The sequence below is a fragment of the Pseudomonas paeninsulae genome (assembly GCF_035621475.1).
Taxonomy (GTDB): domain Bacteria; phylum Pseudomonadota; class Gammaproteobacteria; order Pseudomonadales; family Pseudomonadaceae; genus Aquipseudomonas; species Aquipseudomonas paeninsulae.
Genome location: NZ_CP141799.1, coordinates 3,476,578 through 3,502,121 on the forward strand (window position 1 = coordinate 3,476,578; position 25,544 = coordinate 3,502,121).

Sequence of the window (25,544 nt, forward strand, 5' to 3'; positions counted from 1 at the left end):
TGCCTGCAGGAAGAACATGATCGACGTTTGGCCAGAACAAAGCGCTCTGGCCTTTTTCAACGGCCGGTTAGAGCGCCGCCAAACCGCGAGCCAGATCGGCCTTGAGATCGACGATGTCCTCCAAACCCACGGCCACCCGAATCAGATTGTCGCGGATACCGGCGCTGGCACGCTCGGCCGGCGACAGACGACCATGGGAAGTGGTCGCGGGGTGAGCGATGGTGGTTTTGGTATCGCCCAGGTTGGTGGTGATCGAAATCACCCGCGTCGCATCGATAAAGCGCCAGGCTGCCTCCTTGCCGCCCTTGACTTCGAAACTGACCACCGCGCCGAAGCCGCTCTGTTGGCGCTTGGCCAACTCATGCTGCGGGTGGCTGGGCAACCCCGAATAGTAGACATGCTCGATACCCGGCTGCTGTTCCAGCCACTCGGCCAACTGCTGGGAACTGGCGCAATGCGCCTGCATGCGCACACGTAGCGTTTCCAAGCCCTTGAGAAAGATCCAGGCGTTGAACGGGCTGAGGGTCGGCCCTGCGGTACGCAGAAATCCGACCATCTCCTTCATCAACTCCGCCTTGCCGGCCACCACGCCACCCATGCTGCGGCCTTGGCCATCGATGTACTTGGTCGCCGAATGCATGACAATATCCGCCCCCAGCTTGAGCGGCTGCTGCAACGCTGGCGTGCAAAAGCAGTTGTCCACCGCCAGTAGAGCGCCCTTGCTGTGGGCTATTTCCGCCAGCGCGCGGATATCCACCAGTTCGGCTAGCGGATTGGATGGTGACTCGACGAACAGCAGCTTGGTGTTGGGCTTGAACGCAGCGCTCCAGGCGTGCAAATCGGCCAGTGGCACATAGTCGACCTGCACACCGAAACGCTTGAGGTATTTCTCGAACAGACTGATGGTTGAGCCAAATACACTGCGCGAGACCAGGACATGGTCCCCAGCACTGCATAGGCTCATGACCATGGCCAGGATCGCCGACATGCCGGACGAGGTCGCCACGGCTTGCTCGGCACCTTCCAGCGCGGCGATGCGCTCCTCGAAGGCGCGCACCGTGGGGTTGGTGTAACGCGAGTAGACGTTACCCGGTACTTCCCCGGCAAAGCGGGCGGCAGCATCGGCAGCGGTGCGGAACACATAGCTGGAGGTCGGGTAAATCGCCTCGCTGTGTTCGCCCTCAGGCGAGCGATGCTGGCCGGCGCGTACCGCCAGGGTGTCGAAACCCACCCCGTCGAGGTCGCTATCCAGGCGACCTGCATCCCATTCAATCGTCATTGCCTATGTTCTCCGCCTTCAACCCAACCGTGGCCCCGATTGCATCTGGGCCACACCCTTGCAGCCTGTGACTTAACGCTTGCCGCTTAGTCGTTATACAAATCGATAATCGCGCTGACCGCCTGGGACTTGACCTTGGTGACGTCATTACGCGCCTGTTCGATCTTGTTCAGGTAAAACTCATCGACATCGCCAGTGATGTACTGGCCATCGAATACCGCGCAGTCGAAGTGCTCGATCTTGATCTTGCCGCCACCAACTGCCTCGATCAGATCGGACAACTCCTGGTACACCAGCCAATCGGCCCCGATCAGCTCGGCGACCTCTTCAGTGCTGCGGTTATGAGCGATCAGCTCGTGGGCGCTCGGCATGTCGATGCCGTACACATTGGGGTAACGCACTGCTGGCGCGGCCGAGCAGAAGTAGACGTTCTTCGCACCGGCTTCACGAGCCATCTGGATGATCTGCTTGCAGGTGGTGCCGCGCACGATGGAGTCGTCGACCAGCATCACGTTCTTGCCGCGAAACTCCAGTTCGATGGCGTTGAGCTTCTGCCGTACCGATTTCTTCCGTGCAGCCTGACCCGGCATGATGAAGGTACGCCCGATATAGCGGTTCTTGACGAAGCCTTCGCGGAACTTCACGCCGAGGTGATTGGCCAGCTCCAGCGCCGAGGTACGGCTGGTATCGGGGATCGGAATAACCACGTCGATATCGTGATCCGGTCGCTCGCGGAGGATCTTCTCGGCCAGTTTCTCGCCCATGCGCAAGCGCGCCTTGTACACCGAGACGCCGTCCATGATCGAATCCGGACGCGCCAGATAGACATGCTCGAAGATGCACGGCGAGAGATGCGGATTGCTCGCACACTGCCGAGTCGACAGCTTGCCGTCCTCGGTGATGTACACCGCCTCGCCCGGCGCCAGATCGCGAATCAGGGTAAAGCCGAGCACGTCCAGCGACACGCTTTCCGAGGCGATCATGTACTCCACGCCTTCATCGGTGTGGCGCTGACCGAAGACAATCGGACGAATGCCGTTAGGGTCACGAAAACCGACGATGCCGTAACCGGTGATCATCGCCACCACCGCGTAACCACCGATGCAGCGCTGATGCACCTGGCTGACTGCGGCGAAGATGTCTTCCTCGGTCGGCTGCAACTTGCCGCGCTGGGCCAGTTCGTGGGCGAAGACGTTGAGCAACACTTCCGAGTCGGAGTTGGTGTTCACGTGACGCAGATCGGATTCGTAGATTTCCTTGGCCAACTGTTCGACGTTAGTCAGGTTGCCGTTGTGCGCCAGGGTGATGCCGTAGGGCGAGTTGACGTAGAAGGGCTGCGCCTCGGCCGAACTGGAGCTGCCGGCGGTGGGATAGCGCACATGGCCGATGCCCATGTGGCCGACCAGGCGCTGCATATGACGCTGATGGAAGACATCGCGCACCAGGCCATTGTCCTTGCGCAAAAACAGCCGCCCATCGTGACTGGTGACAATACCGGCAGCATCCTGGCCGCGGTGCTGGAGGACGGTTAGGCCGTCATACAGCGCCTGATTGACGTTCGATTTACCGACGATACCGACAATGCCACACATGTGACGCAACCCCTACTGAAGTGAAACAGGCTAATTCTGAATGCGTTTAAGGCAGTTTATGCTGCATCAGCGCTTCTTTGAACGGCAACTCAGCAGGTACGCTGATGCCGCTGGCAAGCCACTGGCTGGACACCCCCAAAATGAGGTTCTTCGACCAGTCCGCAACCATTAAAAAGTGCGGCAGCAGCGTCGACTGCTGCCACCACGGATCCTGCTGTACCGGCGCCAGGCTGAGCAGCCCAATCAGCACGACTACCAGCAAGCCACCACGGGCGGCGCCGAAAACCATACCGAGAAAACGATCGGTGCCGGAAAGACCGGTGACACGGATCAGCTCGCTGATCAGGTAATTGACCAGCGCGCCAACCAGCAAGGTGACGATGAAGAGTAAGGCGCAGGCTGCTATCACCCGCGCCGAAGGGGTTTCGATCCATCCGCCAAGGTGCTCGGACAACGCGCCACCAAACATCCAGGCAACTACACCGGCAATGATCCAGGTGAGCAAGGACAAGGCTTCCTTGACGAAACCACGGCTCAAACTGATCAAGCTCGATACGGCGATGATGGCGATAATCGCCCAATCGACCCAAGTGAATGCCACGATGCAGGTTACCGACGGAAAAGGCGCTGCATTTTAACAGAGCCCCTCGCATGGGGTAAGCAAAGGATTATCCGGCCGCAGGAAAATTACCCTGTGCGCTGAAGCCAGGGCTGGGCGCGCGCGCGAAAACCCCGCTACCACGATGGCGTTGACTGTTTTCAGCGCGTGCGCGTTGCACCATGCAAGCGCGGGTCGCCAGCTCGCAGAATACCGCGACAGCCCGCTAACTGCGCTCCGGCTGAAAGCGCACGAGAATGCCGCTGAGCTTGTGCTGACGGTTCAACTGCTCACGCAAGCGATTGGCTTCGGTTCGCTCGATCACTGGGCCGACAAACACCCGATTCATCCCATCCACATGGCGGATATAGGCGTCGTAGCCCTGACTGCGCAGGGTTTTCTGCAGCGTTTCCGCACCCGTCCGACTGGACAGACTGGCCAACTGCACCGACCAGCTGACCGGCAAACTGTTGGCATCCAGACGGCTGGCGGGAGCTTGTGCTGGAGCACTGACTGACGCGGGGGGCTCCACCGGTTCAGGCTCAGGCCGTGGTGCGGGCACGGGCGCCACATCCACAGGGGCCGGGACCTCGGCAATGGGCTCATCCGCCAGCAAATCCTCGGGCAACACCTGAGGTTCCGGCACGATCACTGGCTGCATTTCAATCTGCGGCATGGCCGGCGCCTGCGGCATGGCCGGCGCATCGACCACCACACGCTGCAACTCGTCTTCACGCGACAGCAGCATGGGCACAAAAATCACCGCCAAGGCCACCAACACCAAAGCGCCGACAATGCGCTGCCTCAACCCCTTATCCAGCAAAGCCATCCTGCACATCCCCCTTGGCATGGCGGGCCAGCCAGTCCAAGGCCTCGGCCACGCAGTAAAAAGACCCGAACAGCAGTATTTCATCTCCCGCCGTTGCCTGCGTACATTGCGCCTGCAACGCCGCCTGCACATCGGCATAGGCGGTGACCTGCGCCCCACGATTGTGTAAATACGCCTGCAACTCGCCAGCCGAGCGCGTGCGACTGGTCGGCAGCGGCGCCACGGCCCAATCCACGACCTCATCGAGCAAGGGTGATACCACCCCGGCCAAGTCCTTGTCGGCCAGCAGTCCGAACACCGCAAATCGCCTGCCCGCCAACGGCCTGCCAGACAAGCGCTGCGCCAAATACTCAGCCGCGTGGGGATTATGCCCAACATCCAGCAGCAACGTGAGTGGCTTACCCTGCCAATTCAGTATTCTGCGATCCAGACGACCGGTTACCCGAGTACGCGACAAGGCACTGCCAATTTGCTCAGCCTGCCAGGGCAGATCGAGCAACGCATACGCTTGCAAGGCCAGCGCGGCGTTTTCCATCGGCAGGTCGAGCAATGGCAAACGCTCAAGACGCAAGACCTCGCCTCGACCATTCAAGCCAAACCAGGACCAGCCCGACCCTTCGATGCTCAGGTCGTAATCGCGGCCGCGCAGAAAAAACGGCGCATCCAACAGCGCCACTTGCTCCAGCAACGTCTGCGGCGGATCGAGATCACCGCACAACGCCGGCTTGCCAGCACGAAAAATACCGGCTTTCTCGAAGGCAACCGCCTCACGATTATCGCCCAGCCATTCGGCATGATCGATGCCGATACTGGTCACCAAGGCCAGATCGGCGTCGATCAGATTGACCGCATCCAGTCGTCCGCCCAGCCCAACTTCCAGTACCACGGCGTCCAGCGCTGCGCGCTGAAACAGCCAGAACGCCGCCAGGGTACCCATCTCGAAATAGGTCAGGGAAATCTCGCCGCGCGCGGCTTCGATTGCGGCGAAAGCCTGGCAAAGCTCGGCATCGCTGGCTTCGACACCAGCAATCTGCACACGCTCGTTGTAACGCAACAGGTGAGGTGAGCTGTATACCCCGACATTGAGACCCTGCGCCTGCAGCAAGGCAGCGAGAAACGCACAGGTGGAACCCTTGCCATTGGTGCCGGTGACCGTAATCACCCGCGGCGCAGGCCTGGACAAGCCCAAGCGCTGCGCCACGGCCCCAGACCGTTCCAACCCCATATCGATGGCACTTGGATGCAACTGCTCCAGGTATGCCAGCCAATCGGCCAGGGAGCGTTCGGTCATGCCGTGACCGGCAACGCAGCAGTAACAGGCGACGGCAGCCCCATCAACTGGGCCAGCAGCCTGGCCAGGCGCGTGCGCAACTCTTCGCGATGAATGATCATGTCGATGGCACCGTGCTCGATGAGGAACTCGCTGCGCTGGAAACCAGCCGGGAGTTTTTCTCGCACCGTCTGCTCGATCACCCGCGGACCGGCAAAACCGATCAGCGCTTTGGGTTCGGCGACGATGACATCACCGAGCATGGCCAGGCTGGCGGAAACGCCACCATAGACCGGATCGGTCAGCACCGAGATAAACGGAACGCCTTCTTCGCGCAGACGCGCCAGCACTGCAGACGTCTTGGCCATTTGCATCAGGGAAATCAGCGCTTCCTGCATGCGCGCACCGCCCGAAGCAGAGAAGCACACGAACGGGCAACGCTGCTCCAGTGCCACATTGGCGGCGCGCACAAAGCGTTCGCCAACGACCGCCCCCATCGAACCACCCATGAAGGAGAACTCGAAGGCACAGGCCACCACCGGCATGGCTTCAAGAGTGCCGCGCATGGCAATCAGTGCGTCTTTCTCGCCTGTCTGCTTCTGCGCGCCAGTCAGGCGATCCTTGTACTTCTTACTGTCGCGGAATTTCAGGCGATCAACCGGTTCCAGTTCCGCGCCAATTTCTTCGCGACCCTCGGCATCGAGGAAGATATCCAGGCGCGCACGCGCATTGATGCGCATGTGGTGATTGCACTTGGGGCAGACATCCAGAGTCTTCTCCAGCTCGGGCTTGTACAACACCGCATCGCACGACGGGCATTTGTGCCAGAGGCCTTCGGGCACCGAACTCTTCTTGACTTCGGACCGCATGATCGATGGGATCAGTTTGTCTACCAACCAGTTGCTCATGCTCTTGATTCTCCAAAACAGTGGGCTCGAACAGGCGTCTGGCACAGGGCCTTACCGGCACATCCAAGCAAATTCACGAAGGCAGTCTCAATAGGGGCCGGCATCTGCAAGCGCAACACCCGCCACCTTGATCTCGACTGCCAAAGGCGATCATTACAGTACCTGCAACAGGGTTATGGACGGCCAAGCCTGCAGCGTCGTCACATCGCATGAGCATCGGTTCAGGCACTCCTGACTGCACGTACGAACGCATGAATCTTGTCGCGATCCTTCACCCCCTTGCTCGCCTCGACGCCGCCACTGACATCCACCGCATAGGGCTGCACCTGCTCGATAGCGGCGTGTACATTCCCGGGCGTCAAGCCTCCCGCCAGGATAATCGGCATATGCAGGCCGCGAGGCACCAATGACCAGTCGAACGCCTCGCCGGTACCGCCCGGAACGCCCGGCACAAAAGTATCCAGCAAAACACCCGCCGCAGAGCCATACAGGCCGATCTGCGCAGCAATATCGACGCCCGGCTTGACCCGCAACGCCTTGATGTAGGGACGCCGAAAGCCCTCGCAGGCGGCCGGAGTTTCATCGCCATGGAACTGCAACAGATCCAGCGGCACGGCATCGAGAATAGCGTTCAATTCGCCGCGAGTGCTATCGACAAACAGCCCCACCGTGGTCACGAACGGCGGCAACGCAGCGAGGATCGCCTGCGCCTGCGGCACCGTTACGGCCCGCGGACTCTTGGCATAAAACACCAGACCAATGGCGTCGGCACCAGCCTCAACAGCAGCCAATGCGTCTTCTACGCGGGTAATTCCACAGATCTTGCAGCGAACGACTGACAACGGGCGAATACCTCCAGCAAAGAACCGATGGTAGCAAAGGAATGCCTAGGCGTCTGCCGCCACATCCGGCAGCCCCGCGAGGAAGTGCGGCCCGAGATAACGCGTGGGCAAGTCGAACTCCTGCGGGTAGTCGACTTGCACCAGATACAACCCGTGAGGATGTGCGGTCACCCCACCAGTACGCCGCACTCCGGTCTCCAGCACCGCACGCGCCCACTCCACCGGCTGCTCGCCAGCGCCGATGGTCATCAATACCCCGGCAATATTGCGCACCATGTGATGCAGGAATGCATTGGCCCGGATATCCAGCACGATAAAGCGACCATGTTCGATCAACTTCAGGTGGTGCACCGTCTTGATCGGCGACTTGGCCTGGCACTGGCGGGCGCGGAAGGCACTGAAATCGTGGGTCCCGACAAAGGCATTCGCCGCTTCGCGCATGCGCTCAATATCCAGTGGTCGATGATTCCAGGTCACTTCCTCAGCCATGTGCGCCGGGCGAACCTGATCGGTGTAGATCACGTAGCGATAACGCCTGGCCTTGGCACAGAAGCGCGCATCGAAGTGTGCCGGCATCAGTTTGGCCCACACTACACTGATGTCGGTCGGCAGATTCCTGTTGGCTCCCATGACCCAGGCGAGTGTGGAACGCTCGACCGGCGTATCGAAATGCACCACCTGAGCACTGGCGTGCACCAGCGCATCGGTGCGCCCGGCACAACTCAAGGTGACCGGGGCGCCACCCGCGACTTTCGACAAGGCTTTTTCCAGGGAGGCCTGGATTGTCGGCACGCCGGCACGCTGGCGCTGAAAGCCACAGTAACGCGAGCCTTTATATTCGACGCCGAGGGCGACTCTGTAAATGCCAACGGCAGCCGAGTCGGCTGCCGTTGCGGGCAATGCATCAGACATGTATCAAACCAAGTTAGTGACCAGCTCACGCGCTTCCTGCTGCTGATCATCGTTACCTTCGGCGATCACTTCATCGAGGATGTCACGCGCACCCTCGGTATCGCCCATATCAATGTAGGCGCGCGCCAGGTCGAGTTTGGTCGCCGTTTCATCGGTGCCCGAGAGGAAATCGAAATCATCATCGCCATCCAGATCCATTCCTTGCAGCGCAGCGACAGGTGCAGGTGCAGGTGCAGGCTGAGTCAAGTCGGCGGGCTGATCCAGACTCTCCGAGAACTGATCCAGCTCCGCGGTCACTTCATCGAGCTGGGCAGCGAAACTATCGCTGTTGGGCTGAACCGGAGCGTCAGCGTTTAGCGACAGATCGAAATCATCGGACAGGTCGAATTCGTCAACCTCGGAATCGCTCGACAGGTCGAGACCCAACCCGGCCAACTCATCAGCAGCTGGCTCGGCAGTCGGCTCGTCGTCCAGGCTCAACAGAAACTCATCGTCTTCGGCCTCGGCTACTGCCGACTTGCTCTCGGCATCCAACTCCAGGCTGAAATCCGCCAGCTCCCCCTCCAACTCCACGCTATCGGCGGACTCATCGTCAAGGCTCAGATCGAATTCCAGGTCATCGTCTTTATCCGCCAGCGACTCGGCCGGGGCAGTCAAATCCAGATCACTAGCCAATGACAGGCTGTCCCAGTCGGTCAGTAAAGCATCGGTGCCAGGAGCATGCAGCTCACGCTCAAGATCGGCTTCAAGGTCGGATTCGAGATCATCCAGACTCAGATCGAAGGCATCATCCAGGTCATCTACCGCTGCGGCCGGCTGATCAGGCTCATCCAGGCTCAGATCATCCAGACTGAAGCTGGAAAAATCATCATCGGCCAAGGCGCTGGCAGCCACACCAGCACCGGCAATAACGGCTATTGCCGGATACTTGCCTTTCAGTTGATCGACCTCGGCGGCGGCACCGCCTATTTCGCGCAATTCGCTTTCCTGGCGGGCGAAACCATCGCGATCACCCAACTCGGCATAAACCTCCATCAACTTGAGTCGCAGGTCACTGCGTTGCGGCTCATCGTTGATGGCATTTTGCAGCAACTCGGCAGCCTGATTGAAGCGACCATAGGCGATATAAATGTCTGCCTCGCCCAGCGCATCGTTGGTCTGCGCAATCACACGCTCATCGCCTGGTTCAGCGCTGTCGGCGCTGTCGGCGCTGTCGAGAAGGTCATCGGGGAAGCTGTCGGCCGGCAGTTCCATATCGCTATCGAAATCATTGCCACTGCTCTCGGCGGCCAGACTTTCTTGCAACTCGGCTTCTTTCAATGCGTTGCGGCGCGACAACATCATCAACCCGATCAGCAGCAAGAGCGAAGCGCCACCAGCGGCAATCCCGAGAAGCATAGGATTGGCGAGCAGATCATCGAGAGCGCTGAGTTGTGGCGGCTGTTCAACAGGTTTGGCCGGAGCCACTGGCGCAGCAGCTTTTACCACCGGAGCTGGCGTCGCCTCGGCGACGGGCGCCGCGGCAGGCTCAACGGCTACAGCAGGCTGAGCGTCCGGCTGCTGGGGCTCAGCAGCTGGCGCCGCGGGTTCCTCGCTGTAGTTAAAGTCGGGAGCTTCGGCTTCCGCAGGGGCAACCGGCGCAGCTGCAGGTACTGCCGCCAAGGCCGGAGCTTCCAAGGCAGGAGCCTGCCCTTGCGCGGCCAGATCCGCCTGCAGCTTGGCCAACTGATCATCTTTCAGTTGAATCAAACGCTGCAATTTTTCGAGCTGACCTTGCAGGTCACTCATGCGCCCTTTCAGCTCTTCGTTCTCGCGGCGAGTGGAATCCAGGCCTTCCTGGGTCACCGCCAATTTGTCGCTCAGTGCCTTGCTGTCGGCAGCACCTGCGTCACTGCCACTGGCGGCCTTGCCGCTATCGGCGGAAAGCAGCTTCAGGCTGTCCTGAGTTTTGGCCTCGGCTGGTGCGGCACCAGCGACACTGCGCCTAGTCGCATCCAACTGACGGGCGCTGGCAGCGACGCTGCGCCCCTCGCGCCAGGCCGCATTCTGCTCAGCAACCTGGGCCACGGCTTCGGTCTGGGCACGGCTTTTGATCTGCTGCTCTTCGGGTAGACGCAACACCTGGCCTTTCTTGAGGCGATTGATATTGCCACCGATAAAGGCATCAGGATTCAGATCCTGAATGGCCAGCATGGTTTGATGCACGCTGCCGCCACCGCGCACACGCTGGGCAATTTCCCACAGGGTGTCATTGGCGGTGGTCTTGTATTCACTGCCTTGCAGGGCACTTGGCGCGGCGACTGGCGCACGCGCTACCGGAGCACTGGCTGGCGGGGCGGAACGCTGAATGGGAGCGGCTAGCGGGCGTGGCGCCGGGGCAGCTACTGGCAGCTGTGGCGCAGCGGCGGCAGCGGTTTGCGGCGAGTAGAGAGGCGGATCGAGCAGCAACGTGTATTCGCGCAACAGGCGGCCATTGGGCCACAGCACCTCGACCAAGAAATTCAGGTAAGGCTCACGTACCGGCTTGCTTGAGGTCACGCGAATGACGCTCTTGCCATTCGGCTTGAGTACCGGAGTGAACGTGAGGTCAGTCAGAAAGTACTGGCGATCGACCCCAGCCCTGGTGAACTCTTCAGGGGACGCCAGGTTCGGCAGCAACTCGCTGGAAGCCAGATCGCGTACCTCCAGCAATTCGATCTCAGCCACCAATGGCTGATTCAGCGCCGACTGCAGGGTCACTTCACCCAGCCCCAGCGCGTGCGCCATACCGGAGGACAGTGCCGAAGCAGCTGCGATTGCCAGCACCAGTTTGCGAACCCGAACCATAGCGTTATCCCTTGTTTTATCTTTTTTCTCGATATCCGAGAGGGTCTTGAGAGCTGCTGCCTGCATCCACCCGAAGGTGGCTCCCCATTCAGCAACCAACTCAGCCAATGTTGCTAAGCTCGAAAGTTTATTCAGATTTCTAGCTAAGTATCTTTTACAGATAGTGTTTTATCAACAACTCAGCCAATTGCACAGCGTTCAAGGCGGCGCCTTTCCTCACATTATCAGACGCAATCCACAAATTGAGCTCAGCTGGGTCATCCTGCCCACCACGAACGCGGCCTACATACAGCACATCCTGACCGACTGCATCGCCTACAGCCGTCGGATAATCGCCTGGCTCGACATACTCCAGGGCGGTACATGCCTGCAAAGCCGTACAAATCGCAGGCAGATCGACAGCAGCATCTGCCTGCAGCGACACACTGAGGCTGTCGCCAAAGAACACCGGCGCCTGAACACACGTTGCCGAGACTTTTAGCTGTGGCCGAGCAAACAACTCTTTGAGCTCACTGGCCAGGCGCTTTTCCAAAGCACCATGGCCGTCGCTATCCGGTGTATCCACTTGAGCCAGCAGATTAAATGCAACTTGCCGGTCGAACAACTGTGGCTCGAATGAGCGACCGTTAAGCAGCTCAGCGGTTTGCCGCGCCAACTCGGACACCCCTTCACGGCCACGACTGGAAACAGCCAGACAAGCGGTGACCGCCACACGCAGCACATCGATCTGCTCGCGCAGAGCGGCCAGTACCACTGCCACGGCAATCGCCGAGGGACTCGGGCTGGTCAATTGATAGGGGGCACTGAGGGTTTTCAAGACCTGCGGGTTTACTTCAGGCACAACGCGAGGCGCTTGCTCGGACGGCAACGCGGCAGCCAGATCGATCAGCGTACAACCGGCCGCATGCGCCTTGGGCGCATAGCTGCGGGTAATCGCCTCACTGGCGGCAAAGAAAACCAGGCTGACGCTGGAGAAATCGAAGGCTTCCAGGGTTCGCACCCGCAGATTCTTGCCTTTGAAAGACAGAGAACGCCCGGCCGACTCGCCGCTGGCCAGCAGGTGCAGATTGGCCACGGGGAAATCGCGCTCTTCGAGCAGTTGCACGAGGGTTTCGCCAACACTACCGGTGGCACCGATCACGGCAATATCAAAGGTACGGGTCATGGACAGGCTTCTGACTAGATAAGCACCGCACTGTATAGCGCAGCCCCACAAATGCAAAGGAGCCAGCTACGCCGATGATCGCTCAATACCTCGATCATCGACTCAGCTGGCTCCTATTCATTACAACTGAGCATGCTCAGGCAAAACTCACTACAGACGTTATTAACGCTCCAGCAGAATCCGCAACATGCGGCGCAGCGGCTCGGCGGCGCCCCACAGCAGTTGGTCGCCTACCGTGAAGGCGCCCAGGTACTGCGAGCCCATGTTCAGCTTGCGCAGACGCCCGACCGGTACACTCAGGGTGCCGGTAACGGCAGTTGGCCCAAGCTCACGGATACTGGCTTCACGCTGATTCGGCACCACCTTGACCCAAGGGTTGTGCTGACTGATCAGACCCTCGATGTCGGACAGCGGCACGTCCTTGTTCAGCTTGATGGTCAACGCCTGGCTGTGGCAGCGCATGGCGCCGATGCGCACACAGAGGCCGTCCACTGGAATCGGGTTCTTGAAGCGACCGAGAATCTTGTTGGTCTCCGCCTGGGCCTTCCACTCTTCACGGCTCTGGCCGTTGGGCAGCTCCTTGTCGATATAAGGAATCAGGCTGCCGGCCAGCGGCACACCGAAGTTATCCACCGGGAAGGACTCGCCGCGCATGGCCTCGGCCACCTTGCGGTCGATATCCAGGATGGCGCTGGCCGGATCGGCCAGTTCATCGGCGACCGATCCGTGGATCGCGCCCATCTGTTTGATCAACTCACGCATGTTCTGCGCGCCGGCACCGCTCGCGGCCTGGTAGGTCATGGCGCTCATCCACTCGACCAGACCGGCTTCATAGAGGCCGCCCAAGGCCATCAGCATCAGGCTGACGGTGCAGTTGCCGCCGATGTAGTTCTTGGCCCCGGCATCCAGCTGCTGATCGATCACCTTGCGGTTGACCGGATCCAGCACGATCACCGCGTCATCGGCCATGCGCAGTGAGGATGCCGCATCGATCCAGTAGCCCTGCCAACCGGCTTCACGCAGTTTGGGGAAGACTTCACTGGTGTAGTCGCCACCCTGACAGGTGAGGATCACGTCCAGGCTCTTCAACTCATCGATGCTGTAGGCATCCTTCAGCGAGGCGATGTCCTTGCCGATGGCCGGCCCCTGACCACCCACATTGGAGGTGGTGAAGAATACCGGCTCGATCAAGTCGAAATCCTGCTCTTCCAGCATGCGCTGCATCAGCACGGAACCGACCATGCCACGCCAACCGATCAGACCTACACGTTTCATAACCACTACACCTATATGAACAGACCGCCGGAAACTCTCCGGAGAGCCTAGAAGATTACAGACTACGCAACGCCTCGACTACCGCATCACCCATGGCCGCAGTGCCGACCTTGGTCGTACCGACGGAATGGATGTCACCAGTGCGCAGGCCTTGATCCAGCACCTTGCTGACGGCCTGTTCGATGGCATCGGCGGCCTGGTTCTGGCTGAAGCTGTAGCGCAACATCATGGAGACCGAGAGGATAGTCGCCAGGGGATTGGCGATACCCTGCCCGGCAATGTCCGGCGCCGAACCATGGCACGGCTCGTACATGCCCTTGTTGTTGGCATCCAGCGAGGCAGACGGCAGCATGCCGATAGAACCGGTGAGCATGGAAGCCTCATCCGACAGAATGTCGCCGAACATGTTGTCGGTGACCATCACATCGAACTGCTTGGGCGCGCGCACCAGCTGCATCGCCGCGTTATCGACGTACATGTGGCTGAGCTCGACATCCGGGTAATCCTTGGCCACTTCCTCGACCACGGTGCGCCACAGCTGGCTGGAGGCCAGTACGTTGGCCTTGTCCACCGAGCACAGCTTGCTGCCGCGCACACGGGCCATGTCGAAGCCGACCTGGGCAATACGGCGGATCTCGCTCTCACTGTACGGCAGGGTGTCGAACGCCATGCGCTCGCCATTCTCCAGCACGCGGGATTCACGCGGACTGCCGAAGTAGATGCCGCCAGTCAGCTCACGCACGATCAGGATGTTCAGACCGGCGACCACTTCAGGCTTCAACGATGAGGCATCGGCCAACTGCGGATAGAGGATGGCCGGGCGCAGGTTGGCGAACAGACCCAGTTGCGAACGGATCTTCAGCAGGCCGCGCTCGGGACGCAGGGCCGGATCGATGGCATCCCACTGGGGCCCACCCACCGCGCCGAGCAGGATCGCATCGGCGGCGCGGGCGCGCGCCAGGGTCTCATCGGCCAAGGGCACGCCGTATTGCTCATAGGCGGCGCCGCCCAGCTGGTCGAACGACAGCTCCAAGCCCAGGTCGAACTTGTCATTGGCCAGCTGCAGCACCTTGACCGCCTCGGCCATGATTTCCGGGCCAATACCGTCGCCGGGTAGAATCAGAATCTGTTTGCTCATGCAATCCTCTCGTTAGGCGCCCATGCGCCAGCAATTCTCAGCGCTCGGCCCACAACACCACGACATCGGTGCTGAAGGAACCGTCAGCGGCCACTTCAAAATATTCGCGCACTTCAGCGCCTACCGACTTCTGCAAGGCGAGGATCGCCTCGCGGAAAACCTCGGGTGTACGCATGCGCTCGACCCAGGAGGCGAACTCCAGGCGCAGACGCTGGCGAACGTGGCTGCGTGGATACAGGCCCGCGTCGCTCACCTGCTGCAGCCATTCGGCGGCGGAATAATCGCGCACATGACTGGTATCGCGCAGCACCTCGACGGTCTGCAGATAGGTGTCCAGCAACGGACTTCCAGGAGACGCCACATCGATGAAACACGCTACACCGCCGGGCTTCAAGACCCGTCGCACTTCGCGCAGGGCGAGCCCGAGATCACTCCAGTGATGCGCCGAGTAACGACTGAAGACGAAATCGAAACTGCCATCGGCAAAGGGCAGGTGTTCGGCCGCGCCGCGTTCGCTGCGCACATTATCCAGGCCACGCTGCGCAGCGGTACTGGTCACCACAGCGAGCATCTGCTCGGACAGGTCGTAGGCCACCACCTCGGCGACCAGCGGCGCGACGTGGAAGCTCACATGCCCGGCGCCACAGCCAAGATCGAGCACGCGCGCATCGCCATGCCCGTCAAGCTCGGCCTGGAGCAAGGCGAACTCGGCGCCTTGGGCATGCACCGTGCTGCTCAGGTAGGCGCTGGCCTGCTCGCCGAACTGGCGCTGCACCACTTGTATATGGAGCTTGTCGCTCATCACTACCTCTCAGGCGTCGCGGAACAGCCAGGGCTGGTTCTGCCGATAGCCGACCTCGAACGAGCGGATCGCCTCGGCGTCCTGCAGGGTCAGGCCGATATCGTCCAGACCGTTGAACAGACAATGCTTGCGGAAGGCGTCGACGTCGAAGCGGTACTGCTTGCCATCCGGACGAGTCACCGTCTGCGCGCCCAGGTCGACAGTCAGTTGGTAGCCTTCGCAGGCTTCGCTCTGCTGAAACAGCTCATCGACATCGCACTCGTCGAGAATGATCGGCAGCAAGCCGTTCTTGAAGCTGTTGTTGTAGAAGATATCGGCAAAGCTCGGCGCGATGATCGCGCGAAAACCGTATTCTTCCAGCGCCCAGGGGGCGTGTTCGCGGCTCGAGCCGCAACCGAAGTTCTCCCGCGCCAGCAGCACGCTGGCGCCCTGGTAACGCGGAAAATTCAGCACGAAATCCGGGTTCAACGGGCGCTTGGAGCTGTCCTGATTGGGCTGACCGATATCCAGGTAGCGCCACTCGTCGAACAGGTTGGGGCCGAAGCCGCTGCGTTTGATCGACTTCAAGAACTGCTTGGGAATGATCTGATCGGTGTCGACGTTGGCGCGATCGAGCGGCGCAACCAAGCCTGTGTGTTGAGTAAAAGCTCTCATGTTCGGACTCCTCAGGCCTGGATCAATTCACGCACATCGATAAAGTGGCCGGTCACCGCCGCCGCCGCCGCCATGGCCGGGCTGACCAGATGGGTACGTCCACCGGCGCCCTGCCGACCCTCGAAGTTGCGGTTGGAGGTGGACGCGCAATGCTCGCCACTGCCGAGTTTGTCCGGGTTCATCGCCAGGCACATGGAGCAGCCTGGCTCGCGCCATTCGAAGCCGGCCGCGATAAACACCTGATCCAGACCCTCTTGCTCGGCCTGGGCTTTGACCAGGCCGGAGCCTGGCACCACCATGGCCTGCTTGATGGTCGCGGCAACCTTGCGCCCCTTGGCCACGGCGGCGGCGGCGCGCAGGTCTTCGATACGCGAGTTGGTGCAGGAGCCGATGAATACCCGATCGAGTTGAATGTCGGTGATCGCCTGATTGGCACTCAGGCCCATGTACTTGAGGGCGCGGACGATGGAGTCGCGCTTGACCGGATCGGCCTCGACCGCCGGGTCCGGCACGCGCTGATCAACGGCCAGGACCATTTCCGGCGAAGTCCCCCAACTGACTTGCGGCTTGATGTCCTCGGCACGCAACTCGACGATTTTATCGAAATGCGCATCGGCGTCGGACACCAGGTCTTGCCACTGGGCGACCGCCTTGTCCCAATCCGCCCCCTTGGGTGCGAACGGGCGACCGTCGACATAGGCGATGGTCTTCTCATCCACCGCGACCATGCCGACGCGCGCGCCCGCCTCGATCGACATGTTGCAGATGGTCATGCGTCCTTCCAGCGACAGCTCGCGGATCGCACTGCCGGCGAACTCCAGGGCATGGCCGTTACCGCCGGCGGTGCCGATCTTGCCGATCACCGCGAGGACGATGTCCTTGGCAGTCACGCCGAAGGGCAACTGCCCCTCCACGCGGACCTGCATGTTCTTCATCTTCTTGGCCACCAGACATTGGGTGGCGAGCACATGCTCGACCTCGGAGGTGCCGATGCCGTGGGCCAAAGCGCCGAAAGCGCCGTGGGTCGAGGTGTGCGAATCGCCGCAGACCACGGTCATGCCCGGCAAGGTCGCGCCCTGCTCCGGACCGACCACATGGACGATGCCCTGACGCACGTCGTTCATCTTGAACTCGAGGATGCCGAACTCGTCGCAGTTTTCGTCGAGGGTCTGCACCTGAATGCGCGAGACTTCATCGGCGATGGACTCCAGACCGCCCTGCCGCTCGGCCTTGGTGGTCGGCACATTGTGATCCGGGGTGGCGATGTTGGCGTCGATGCGCCACGGCTTGCGCCCAGCCAGACGCAGCCCTTCGAAGGCCTGCGGCGAGGTCACCTCGTGGAGGATATGGCGGTCGATGTAGATCAGCGACGAACCATCGTCACGGCGCTTCACCTCATGCATTTCCCAGAGCTTGTCGTAGAGCGTTTTGCCGGCCATCAGCGATTCCCTCATCAGCGTGTTTCTATTCAAGGACGAATAGCCCTGTATTTATAGGGTGATCCTATGGCTTTGGATTGAATTACTCAAATTCATATTTTTCATCCAAAGTATTCCTATCAGGAATAGCAATAGGTTATAAACCTCAGACTGCACGCGCGGGCTCACAGCGCTGCCCTTGCAGCGTAGGCCTACCGTCTGGAGCTTTTGCCATGGAACTCGCCACCCTCAATGCCTTTATCGCCATCGCCGAGCTTGGCAGCTTCTCCGAGGCCGCCGAACGCCTGTACCTGACCCAGCCGGCCGTGAGCAAACGCATCGCCAGCCTGGAACAGCAATTGAATGTGCGCCTGTTCGACCGCTTGGGTCGCGAGGTCAGTCTGACCGAGGCCGGCCGCGCCCTGTTGCCACGCGCCTACCAGATTCTCAATGTGCTGGACGATACCCGCCGCGCCCTGAACAACCTCAGCGGCGAGGTCAGCGGCCGACTGACGTTGGCCACCAGCCACCACATCGGCCTGCATCGCCTGCCGCCATTGCTGCGCGCCTTCACCCGCGCGTACCCGCAGGTGGCCCTGGACATCCAGTTTCTCGACTCCGAAGTGGCCTACGAAGAAGTCCTCCACGGGCGCGCCGAGCTGGCGGTGATCACCCTGGCCCCGGAGACCCGCGAGCCGGTGCATGCGGTAGCGGTATGGGACGACCCGCTGGATTTCGTTGCCGCGCCCGAACACCCGCTGGCACGCAGTGGCGTAATCAGTCTGGCCGACGTAGCCCGCCACCCGGCAGTATTTCCGGGCGGCAATACCTTTACCCACCACATCGTACGGCGCCTGTTCGAAGCCCAGGAGCTGACGCCGAATATCGCCATGAGCACCAACTACCTGGAAACCATCAAGATGATGGTGTCGATCGGCCTGGCCTGGAGCGTACTGCCACGTACCATGCTCGACGAGCAGGTCGCCCGCCTGCCGCTGCCCGGCATTCAGTTGTCGCGCCAGCTCGGCTATATCTCGCACACCGAGCGCACCCTATCGAATGCCGCACGGGCTTTTATGCAGTTGCTCGATGCGCAGCGCGACGGTCTTGCACTGGCGCCTGCGCAAAGGCTAACGTGAGGCGTATAACGGTGACGAAGGGCCCTTTGCCTGACCCTGTACCGCAGTGCATCTCACGCCCAGCACAGCTCACCCCATAACCAAAAGGCTGCCAATGGCCAACGCCAGTGACAACCGGCCACCGCTGCCGCACATTCCTGCCCTGGATCCGGCCGTATTCGAGAACACCTGGAACGACGCCCCGCGCCTGCTGGCGGCGCTCAACGGCGCGCAACTGGGCGCCTGGTACTGGGAGGTGTCAAGCGGCCAGGTCAGTTGGTCGCGTGGCGCCCAGGCATTGTTCGGTCTGGACCCGACCCGCCCCTTGCGCACCCGGATCGACTACATCGAACTGATCCCGGAAGAAGACCGCAGCGCGGTACTGCAGATGTTCCAGGCCGTGCTCGACGGCGTACCAAGCAGCCACGCCCTGCAGCATCGCATCCGCTGGCCGGACGGCAGCCTGCGCTGGCTGGAAATCAGCGGCAGCCTGCAGACCGACGACAGCGGCAAGCAACAGATGTTCGGCGTCATCCGCGACATCACCGCACAGCAACAACGCGCCCAGGCACTGCTCAACTCGGAGCAGCGCTTCGCCAATCTGTTCCACCTCAGCCCGGACGTGATTCTACTGGTGCGTTTCGCCGACAGCATGATCACCGAGGCCAATCAGCATTTCGCCAGCACCTTCGGCTGGCCGACCGACGAGATCATTGGCCGCTCGACCCTCGACCTGAATCTCTGGGTGCATGACCAGCAGCGCGACTATCTACGCCGTGCTGCGCCGAACAGCCGCGAACCGGTCATCCAGGAAGTACAGATGCGCGCCCGCGACGGGCGCATTCTCGATGGCGTGATGTCCAGCCAATACATCGAACTGGACGGGCAAGCCTTTCTACTCTGCACCTTTCTCGACACGAGCGAACGCCAGCGGGTCGAAGCCGCACTGCGCAACAGCGAGGAAAAATTCTCCCAGGCGTTCTGTCACACGCCTGACGCGGTGGTGATCACCGATATGGAAACCGGGCGTTTCGTCGAGGTCAACCCGGCTTTCGAGCGGCAATTCGGCTGGAAAAGTAACGAAACCCTGGGGCTCACCTCGCTGGAACTGGGCATCTGGGCCGACCCCAATGATCGCCAGCGGATGCTTGAGGCGTCGCGCCAAGGCAGCCTGGACGAATTGGAAGTGCGCCTGTACAGCCGCGATGGCAGCGTCAGCGACAACCTGTTGTTCGGCGGACAAATCGAGCTGGACGGACGCACCTGCCTGGTGTTGACGGTGCGCGACATCACCCAGCAGCGTGTTCAGGAGCAGGCCCTGAAAAACAGCCAGGAACGCCTGACCCTGGCCCTGGAGTCGGCCGACCTGGGCACCTGGGACTGGCACATCCCGAGCAACATGCTGTTTGCCTCGGCCCGCGCCGCAACGCTGCACGGTGTGAGCCAGGCGCCTTTTCATGGTGATTTTCGCGAGTTCTTCAGCCATGTGCCGCTGGACGACCGGCGCACCATGCGCCAGACCTACCAGGACCTGACGCAAGGTACTGAGCAGGACTACCAGGTCACCTACCGGGCAATCTACAGCAACAAGGAAGTGCACTACCTGGAGAGTACCGCCAAGCTCTATCGCGACGAACAAGGCCAGCCCTTGCGCATGGCCGGCATCCTCATCGACATCAGCGAACGGGTACAGCGCGAACAACGCCTGTCCGCTTCGGAAGAGAAATTCGCCACCCTGTTCCAGGCCAGCCCCGACCCTATCTGTGTGTCGCGTATCCGCGACGGCGTATTCGTCGAAATCAACGACAGCTTCAGCCAGGTCTTCGGCTGGACGCCGCAGGAGATCGTCGGGCGCAGCGGCCCGGAGGCCAACTTTTGGGCCGACAGCGACGAACGCCTGCACCTGTACAACAAGCTCACCGCGCAGCAGGGCCTGAACAACGAGCAAGCCCGCTACCGCACCAAGGCTGGCGATGAACTGACCTGCGTGGTGTCCAGCCGGTTCATCCGGGTCGACCGCCAACTGTGCATCCTCAGCACCCTGCGCGACGTCGGCGAGCGCCTGCAAGCCGAGGCCGCACTCAAGGCCAGCCAGGAAAAATTCGCCAAGGCCTTTCACTCCAGTCCCGACGCCATCACCATCACCGAACGCGATACGGCCCGCTATATCGAGGTCAACGAAGGCTTCTACCGCCTCACCGGCTACCACGCCGAGGAGGTCATCGGTCACTCGGCCCTGGAATTGAATATCTGGGCCGACCCCAGACAGCGCCAGGAGATGCTCGAAATGCTCCAGCGCGACGGCCGGGTGACGCACCGGGAGATGCTCGGCAAGCACCGTGACGGCAGTGTCAAGACGGTGGAGGTGTCGGTCGAGCCGATCGACCTGGACGGTCTCGATTGCCTGCTGCTGACCGCCCGCGACATCAGCTTGTTGAAGGAAGCCCAGGCGCAGATCCAGCACTTGGCCTACCACGACTCGCTGACCAACCTGCCCAACCGCGCCCTCCTGATGGACCGCCTGACCCAGCAGATCGCCCTGCTCAAGCGTCACGACCTGCGCGGCGCCCTGCTGTTTCTCGATCTCGACCACTTCAAGCACATCAACGACTCGCTCGGCCACCCGGTCGGCGATACCGTGCTCAAACTGGTTACCGCCCGCCTGGAAGCCAGCATACGCTTGGAAGACACAGTCGCCCGCCTCGGCGGCGACGAGTTCGTCATCCTGCTCTCCGGCCTTGAAGGCAATCGCTCGGCCGTCACCCGCCAGGCCCGCATTGTCGCGGAAAAACTGCGCAAGTTGCTGGCCGAGCCCATGCTCATCGACGGCCATCGCCTGCAGGTCACACCGAGCATCGGCATCGCCCTGATCCCCGACCACGGCGCCACCCCGGCCGACCTGCTGAAACGCGCCGACATCGCCCTTTATCGCGCCAAGGACTCCGGGCGCAATACCGTCCAGCTGTTCCGCCGGACCATGCAGGAAGCCGCCAGCGAGCGTTTACGCCTGGAAAATGACCTGCACCTGGCTCTGGCGCGCGGTGAGTTCGAGCTGTACTTCCAGGCCCAGGCGGATGCCCGCTCCGGCCAGATCATTGGCGCCGAGGTACTCCTGCGCTGGCTCCATCCAACCCTTGGCCCACAGTCGCCAGCACTGTTCATCCACGTATTGGAAGAAAGCGGATTGATCCTCGAAGTCGGCGGTTGGGTGCTCGCCGAAGCCTGCCATGCCTGCGCGCAACTGCTTGAAGAAGGGCTGATCGATGCGGAGAACTTCAGCCTGTGCGTCAACATCAGCCCGCGCCAGTTCCGCCACAACGACTTTGTCGAGCGCGTGGAAAGCAGCCTACGCAACAGCACCTTGCCCAATCCCATGCTCAAGCTGGAAATCACCGAAGGCATCGTCATCCAGAACATCGAGGACACCATCTCCAAGATGAATCGCCTGAAGAAGCTCGGCGTCAGCTTCGCCATGGACGATTTCGGCACCGGCTACTCCTCGCTGACCTACCTCAAACGCCTGCCGGTGGACCTGCTGAAAATCGACCAATCCTTCGTCCGCGACGCCCCCAATGATACCAACGACGCGGAAATCATCCGCGCCATCGTCGCCATGGCGCGCAGCCTAGGCCTGGAGATCATTGCCGAAGGTGTCGAACAACAGCAGCAGCTGGATTTTCTCACGCAACAGGGCTGCCACCTGTACCAGGGCTACCTGTTCAGCAAACCGCTGCCATTGCCCGAGTTCCGCGCACTGTTGGCACACACCCGCCAGCGTCTGGCGACGCCCTGAAGGGCCACGCAGCGAAACACCCGTGCCACGCAGCCAGCCGCAGCCAGACCATCCCGGAGACCCGCCCCATGCGTAAAGTCATGCTGATCACCGGCGCCAGCCGCGGCATCGGCGCCGCCACCGCCAGGCTGGCAGCAGCCCAGGGCTATGCCCTATGCCTCAATTACCGCCAGCACAACCAAGCCGCCGAGGCTCTGGCTGAACAAATCGTCGCGGCCGGCGGACAGGCCATCGCCGTGCAGGCCGACGTAGCCGATGAAGCCCAGGTACTGCGACTGTTCACCCGCATCGACCAGCACTTCGGCCGCCTCGACGTGCTGGTCAACAACGCCGGCATACTGGAACAGCAGATGCGCCTGGAACAGATGGACCTCGGCCGCTGGCAGCGGGTCTTCGCCGTCAACGTATTCGGCAGCTTTCTCTGCGCCCGTGAGGCGGTGAAACGCATGTCGACCCGCCATGGCGGCAGCGGTGGCGCCATCGTCAATCTGTCGTCGGCGGCAGCCCGCCTCGGCGCGCCCGGCGAATACATCGACTATGCCGCCGCCAAAGGCGCCATCGACAGCCTGACCCTGGGCCTGGCCAAGGAAGTCGCCGCCGAAGGTATTCGCGTCAACGCCGTGCGCCCAGGGGTGATCGACACCGAGATCCACGCCAGCGGCGGCGAACCGGCACGGGTCGCCCGGGTCAGCCAGAGCGTACCCATGGGCCGTGGCGGTCTGGCCGAGGAAGTCGCCCAGGCGATTCTCTGGCTGGCCAGCGAACAGGCGTCCTACACCAGCGGCGCCCTGCTGGATGTCAGCGGCGGCCGCTGAGTAGTGCCATGCGCACTACCGTAGTCGGATAAGCCGCGGCTCACTCCAGGGAAGCGCGCGGCGCCCGAAGAACCCCGAAAAAGACGCCGCGCGAGCCGAAGAACGCCAGCAGGCACAGCGCAACGATGGGTTATGCCGCGCACAAACCGCAGCCCTGACCGAATAGCGGCTCAGCGGCTACCCCACCCGACAAAAGCCGGTTGTTGCCGGTTGGTCAGCGGGACAATCAATCCCGAGCAACGCATCGATACGCTGGCAATCGTTCTCCCGGCGCAGCGAATTGAACAACGCGAACGCCTCGGGATAGCTGCGGGTGAGCATCGCCAGCCATTGCTTCAAGCGTCCCGGGGCATAGCGTGGGGACATCTTGCGCCGCGCCTGCCGCCAGAAATCGGCGAGCAAGGGCTGCATTGCGGCCCAGTCCATTTCGACCACGGCCTGCCCGGCCCGCGCCGCGGCAATCTGCCGGGCCAGGTCCGGCCGCGCCACCAGGCCGCGGCCAAGCATGATGTCCTCGACGCCGCTGATTTCGCGACAACGGCGCCAGTCGTCCAACGTCCACACCTCACCATTAGCGAACACCGGCACCTTGACCACCTCCTGCACCCGCGCCACCCACTCCCAATGGGCCGGCGGCTTGTAGCCCTCGACCTTGGTGCGCGCATGCACCACCAGCTGCGACGCCCCGCCTTCGGCCAGTGCTTCGGCACATTCCAGGGCGTAGTCCTTATGGTCGAAACCCAGGCGCATCTTGGCCGTTACCGGTATCCCGGCCGGCACCGTGCGACGCACCTCGCGGACGATGGCATGGAGCAGTTCCGGCTCTTTCAATAACACCGCGCCGCCACGGGACTTGTTCACGGTTTTCGCCGGGCAGCCGAAGTTGAGGTCGATCACCGGCGCACCGAGGCCGCAGGCAAAGGCCGCGTTATCTGCCAGGCACTGCGGATCGGAGCCGAGAAACTGCACGCGCAATGGCGTACCGGCCGCCGTTTGCGCAGCGCTGAACAGTTCCGGCGCCAGCTTCTGATAGGTCGAGGCGGGCTGCACTCGCTCGGTGACGCGGATAAACTCGGTCACGCACCAGTCGATGCCACCGACCCGGGTCAGCACATCGCGGAGGATCTCATCGACCAATCCTTCCATCGGTGCAAGGGCGATCTGCATAGAAAAAATCTCGAAAAAACGCCGCGTAGTGTACCCAGCGAATTGCCCTGAATGAAATGCCCGCCAAGGCAGGCGTACACCAACGAAATGGAACGCCGCCGGCTTCAGGGAGTCCATTACCGAGACACTACAACGCCACGGAGGACGAACATGCGCATCCTTATACTGCTCGCCAGCCTGTACTTCAGCCTCGGTCTGAGCCAAGCAGAGTCACGGCAAACCGGCGAACCCGCACTGCGACCCGCCCCCGAAGACACGGCCCAGCTGGTTATCAGCCGCGACCGCAAGGTGCCCAACACTTGCGCTGTCGAGTTACTCGTGGAGCAGAAGCCGGTGGCACAACTGCCAGCCGGCAAGTCGGTGAGCCTGGATGTGCCGGCCGGCACGCTCTATCTCAGGGCACGCCTGAAATCAGCTGACAACTGCGATGCAGCTGGCCTGGCCAGCGGCCAGTCGGTTCTACTCAAGGCAGGAGAGACCAAGCAGTACCTGGTAATGCTCGACAACAATGCATTGTTCCTCGCCCCGCAACTGCAATAACCGCGCGAGTCAAAGCTCCAGCGGAAAGGGCAACTGCAAAGCGCGGCCGTAGCCTTCGACGAATTCGACCGGCATGCGCTTGGGTTTGCCACTGGACAGTTCGATACAGACGAACGTGGTCTTGGCTCGCAACAGGGTGATGCCATCCGCTGGACGGACCAGCTGAAAGCGCCGATCCATCTTCAAGCGCTGATCCGATTCGACAATCCAGGTGGCCATCTGCAGCTCCTGGTCTTCATAGGCGCTAGCCAGGTAGTCGATCTCATGGCGCAACACCGCCATGGCCCGGTCGAGCCGGCGGTATTCGGCCAGATCGAGGCCCAGGTATTGCGAGTGGCGCCAGGCGCAGCGCTCCAGCCAGCTGACATAGACCGCATTATTGGCATGCCCGAGGCCGTCGATATCGTCGGCAACCACGCCGATGTCGAGCACAAATGGATTAGCCAGGTCCCAACTCATCGCGGCTGCTCCAGATTGGAGCTCAACTTGTTGCTCAACGCGCTCGCAAGTCTGATTACAGGCTGCCGCCAGCAGCGTGCAGGCACAAGGCGCATCGGCGCTTGAGTGATCTTCACCGTCGGGCTCATGGGTTTGCTCCTGAAT

The 25,544-nt window shown here is 61.5% G+C and carries 21 protein-coding genes; 4 read left to right on the forward strand and 17 right to left on the reverse strand.

The genetic code is table 11. The features are described from left to right. Positions 1-67 precede the first annotated feature (67 nt). From VCJ09_RS16000 to leuC, 15 genes are all read right to left on the reverse strand, one after another. On the reverse strand, positions 68-1,279 hold the full coding sequence (locus VCJ09_RS16000) for an O-succinylhomoserine sulfhydrylase (protein ID WP_324731129.1): 1,212 nt from the start codon (positions 1,277-1,279) through the stop codon (positions 68-70). A gap of 86 nt (positions 1,280-1,365) precedes the next feature. Then, complete coding sequence (gene purF / locus VCJ09_RS16005; RefSeq protein WP_079202590.1) at positions 1,366-2,871, reverse strand: amidophosphoribosyltransferase; 1,506 nt, start codon at positions 2,869-2,871, stop codon at positions 1,366-1,368. A gap of 46 nt (positions 2,872-2,917) precedes the next feature. Next, the gene (locus VCJ09_RS16010) at positions 2,918-3,472 is read right to left on the reverse strand and encodes a CvpA family protein (RefSeq protein ID WP_324731130.1); all 555 of its coding nucleotides are present in this window, start codon (positions 3,470-3,472) and stop codon (positions 2,918-2,920) included. A 223-nt stretch (positions 3,473-3,695) separates the two neighbouring features. Beyond that, positions 3,696-4,298 carry an SPOR domain-containing protein gene (locus VCJ09_RS16015; protein WP_324731131.1) on the reverse strand — a complete coding sequence of 201 codons (603 nt, stop codon included), beginning with the start codon at positions 4,296-4,298 and terminating at the stop codon, positions 3,696-3,698. Beyond that, complete coding sequence (gene folC / locus VCJ09_RS16020; RefSeq protein ID WP_324731132.1) at positions 4,282-5,589, reverse strand: bifunctional tetrahydrofolate synthase/dihydrofolate synthase; 1,308 nt, start codon at positions 5,587-5,589, stop codon at positions 4,282-4,284. The genes VCJ09_RS16015 and folC overlap by 17 nt, the downstream gene beginning before the upstream one ends. Beyond that, on the reverse strand, positions 5,586-6,476 hold the full coding sequence (gene accD / locus VCJ09_RS16025; protein ID WP_324731133.1) for an acetyl-CoA carboxylase, carboxyltransferase subunit beta: 891 nt from the start codon (positions 6,474-6,476) through the stop codon (positions 5,586-5,588). The genes folC and accD overlap by 4 nt, the downstream gene beginning before the upstream one ends. A gap of 221 nt (positions 6,477-6,697) precedes the next feature. Continuing rightward, entirely contained in the window at positions 6,698-7,318 is a 621-nt protein-coding gene (locus VCJ09_RS16030) for a phosphoribosylanthranilate isomerase (protein WP_324731134.1), read from the reverse strand. A 45-nt stretch (positions 7,319-7,363) separates the two neighbouring features. Then, complete coding sequence (truA, locus tag VCJ09_RS16035; protein ID WP_324731135.1) at positions 7,364-8,230, reverse strand: tRNA pseudouridine(38-40) synthase TruA; 867 nt, start codon at positions 8,228-8,230, stop codon at positions 7,364-7,366. A gap of 3 nt (positions 8,231-8,233) precedes the next feature. After that, positions 8,234-11,056 (reverse strand): FimV/HubP family polar landmark protein, encoded by a 2,823-nt coding sequence (locus VCJ09_RS16040; protein WP_324731136.1) that lies wholly within the window; start codon positions 11,054-11,056, stop codon positions 8,234-8,236. A gap of 154 nt (positions 11,057-11,210) precedes the next feature. Next, positions 11,211-12,221, reverse strand: a complete 1,011-nt coding sequence (locus VCJ09_RS16045) for an aspartate-semialdehyde dehydrogenase (protein ID WP_324731137.1) — start codon at positions 12,219-12,221, stop codon at positions 11,211-11,213. A 162-nt stretch (positions 12,222-12,383) separates the two neighbouring features. Further along, positions 12,384-13,496 (reverse strand): aspartate-semialdehyde dehydrogenase, encoded by a 1,113-nt coding sequence (asd, locus tag VCJ09_RS16050; RefSeq protein WP_324731138.1) that lies wholly within the window; start codon positions 13,494-13,496, stop codon positions 12,384-12,386. Between the two features lie 55 nt (positions 13,497-13,551). Further along, a complete protein-coding gene (gene leuB, locus VCJ09_RS16055) occupies positions 13,552-14,634 on the reverse strand; it encodes a 3-isopropylmalate dehydrogenase (RefSeq protein WP_324731139.1) in 1,083 nt (360 codons plus the stop codon). A 37-nt stretch (positions 14,635-14,671) separates the two neighbouring features. Next, complete coding sequence (locus VCJ09_RS16060; protein ID WP_324731140.1) at positions 14,672-15,436, reverse strand: class I SAM-dependent methyltransferase; 765 nt, start codon at positions 15,434-15,436, stop codon at positions 14,672-14,674. A gap of 9 nt (positions 15,437-15,445) precedes the next feature. Beyond that, positions 15,446-16,090 carry a 3-isopropylmalate dehydratase small subunit gene (gene leuD / locus VCJ09_RS16065; protein WP_324731141.1) on the reverse strand — a complete coding sequence of 215 codons (645 nt, stop codon included), beginning with the start codon at positions 16,088-16,090 and terminating at the stop codon, positions 15,446-15,448. Positions 16,091-16,101: 11 nt separating this feature from the next. After that, entirely contained in the window at positions 16,102-17,529 is a 1,428-nt protein-coding gene (gene leuC / locus VCJ09_RS16070; RefSeq protein WP_324731142.1) for a 3-isopropylmalate dehydratase large subunit, read from the reverse strand. 212 nt (positions 17,530-17,741) lie between these two features. Between leuC and VCJ09_RS16075 the strand changes: the two genes are divergently transcribed. The 3 genes from VCJ09_RS16075 (at position 17,742) to VCJ09_RS16085 (ending at position 23,234) form a co-directional block, all read left to right on the forward strand. Next, positions 17,742-18,647: a LysR family transcriptional regulator gene (locus VCJ09_RS16075; protein ID WP_324731143.1), complete on the forward strand. Its 906-nt coding sequence runs from the start codon at positions 17,742-17,744 to the stop codon at positions 18,645-18,647. Between the two features lie 94 nt (positions 18,648-18,741). Beyond that, positions 18,742-22,419, forward strand: coding sequence for a PAS domain S-box protein (locus VCJ09_RS16080; RefSeq protein WP_324731144.1), 3,678 nt, complete (start codon positions 18,742-18,744; stop codon positions 22,417-22,419). A 68-nt stretch (positions 22,420-22,487) separates the two neighbouring features. Continuing rightward, on the forward strand, positions 22,488-23,234 hold the full coding sequence (locus VCJ09_RS16085) for an SDR family oxidoreductase (RefSeq protein WP_324731146.1): 747 nt from the start codon (positions 22,488-22,490) through the stop codon (positions 23,232-23,234). Between the two features lie 177 nt (positions 23,235-23,411). Here the strand turns inward: VCJ09_RS16085 and VCJ09_RS16090 are convergent, their stop codons facing one another. Next, positions 23,412-24,401, reverse strand: a complete 990-nt coding sequence (locus VCJ09_RS16090) for a tRNA dihydrouridine synthase (protein ID WP_324731147.1) — start codon at positions 24,399-24,401, stop codon at positions 23,412-23,414. 150 nt (positions 24,402-24,551) lie between these two features. Between VCJ09_RS16090 and VCJ09_RS16095 the strand changes: the two genes are divergently transcribed. Further along, complete coding sequence (locus VCJ09_RS16095) at positions 24,552-24,941, forward strand: hypothetical protein (RefSeq protein WP_324731148.1); 390 nt, start codon at positions 24,552-24,554, stop codon at positions 24,939-24,941. A gap of 9 nt (positions 24,942-24,950) precedes the next feature. Here VCJ09_RS16095 and VCJ09_RS16100 read toward each other — a convergent pair whose 3' ends face one another. After that, complete coding sequence (locus tag VCJ09_RS16100) at positions 24,951-25,400, reverse strand: acyl-CoA thioesterase (RefSeq protein ID WP_324731149.1); 450 nt, start codon at positions 25,398-25,400, stop codon at positions 24,951-24,953. Between the last annotated feature and the right edge of the window lie 144 nt (positions 25,401-25,544).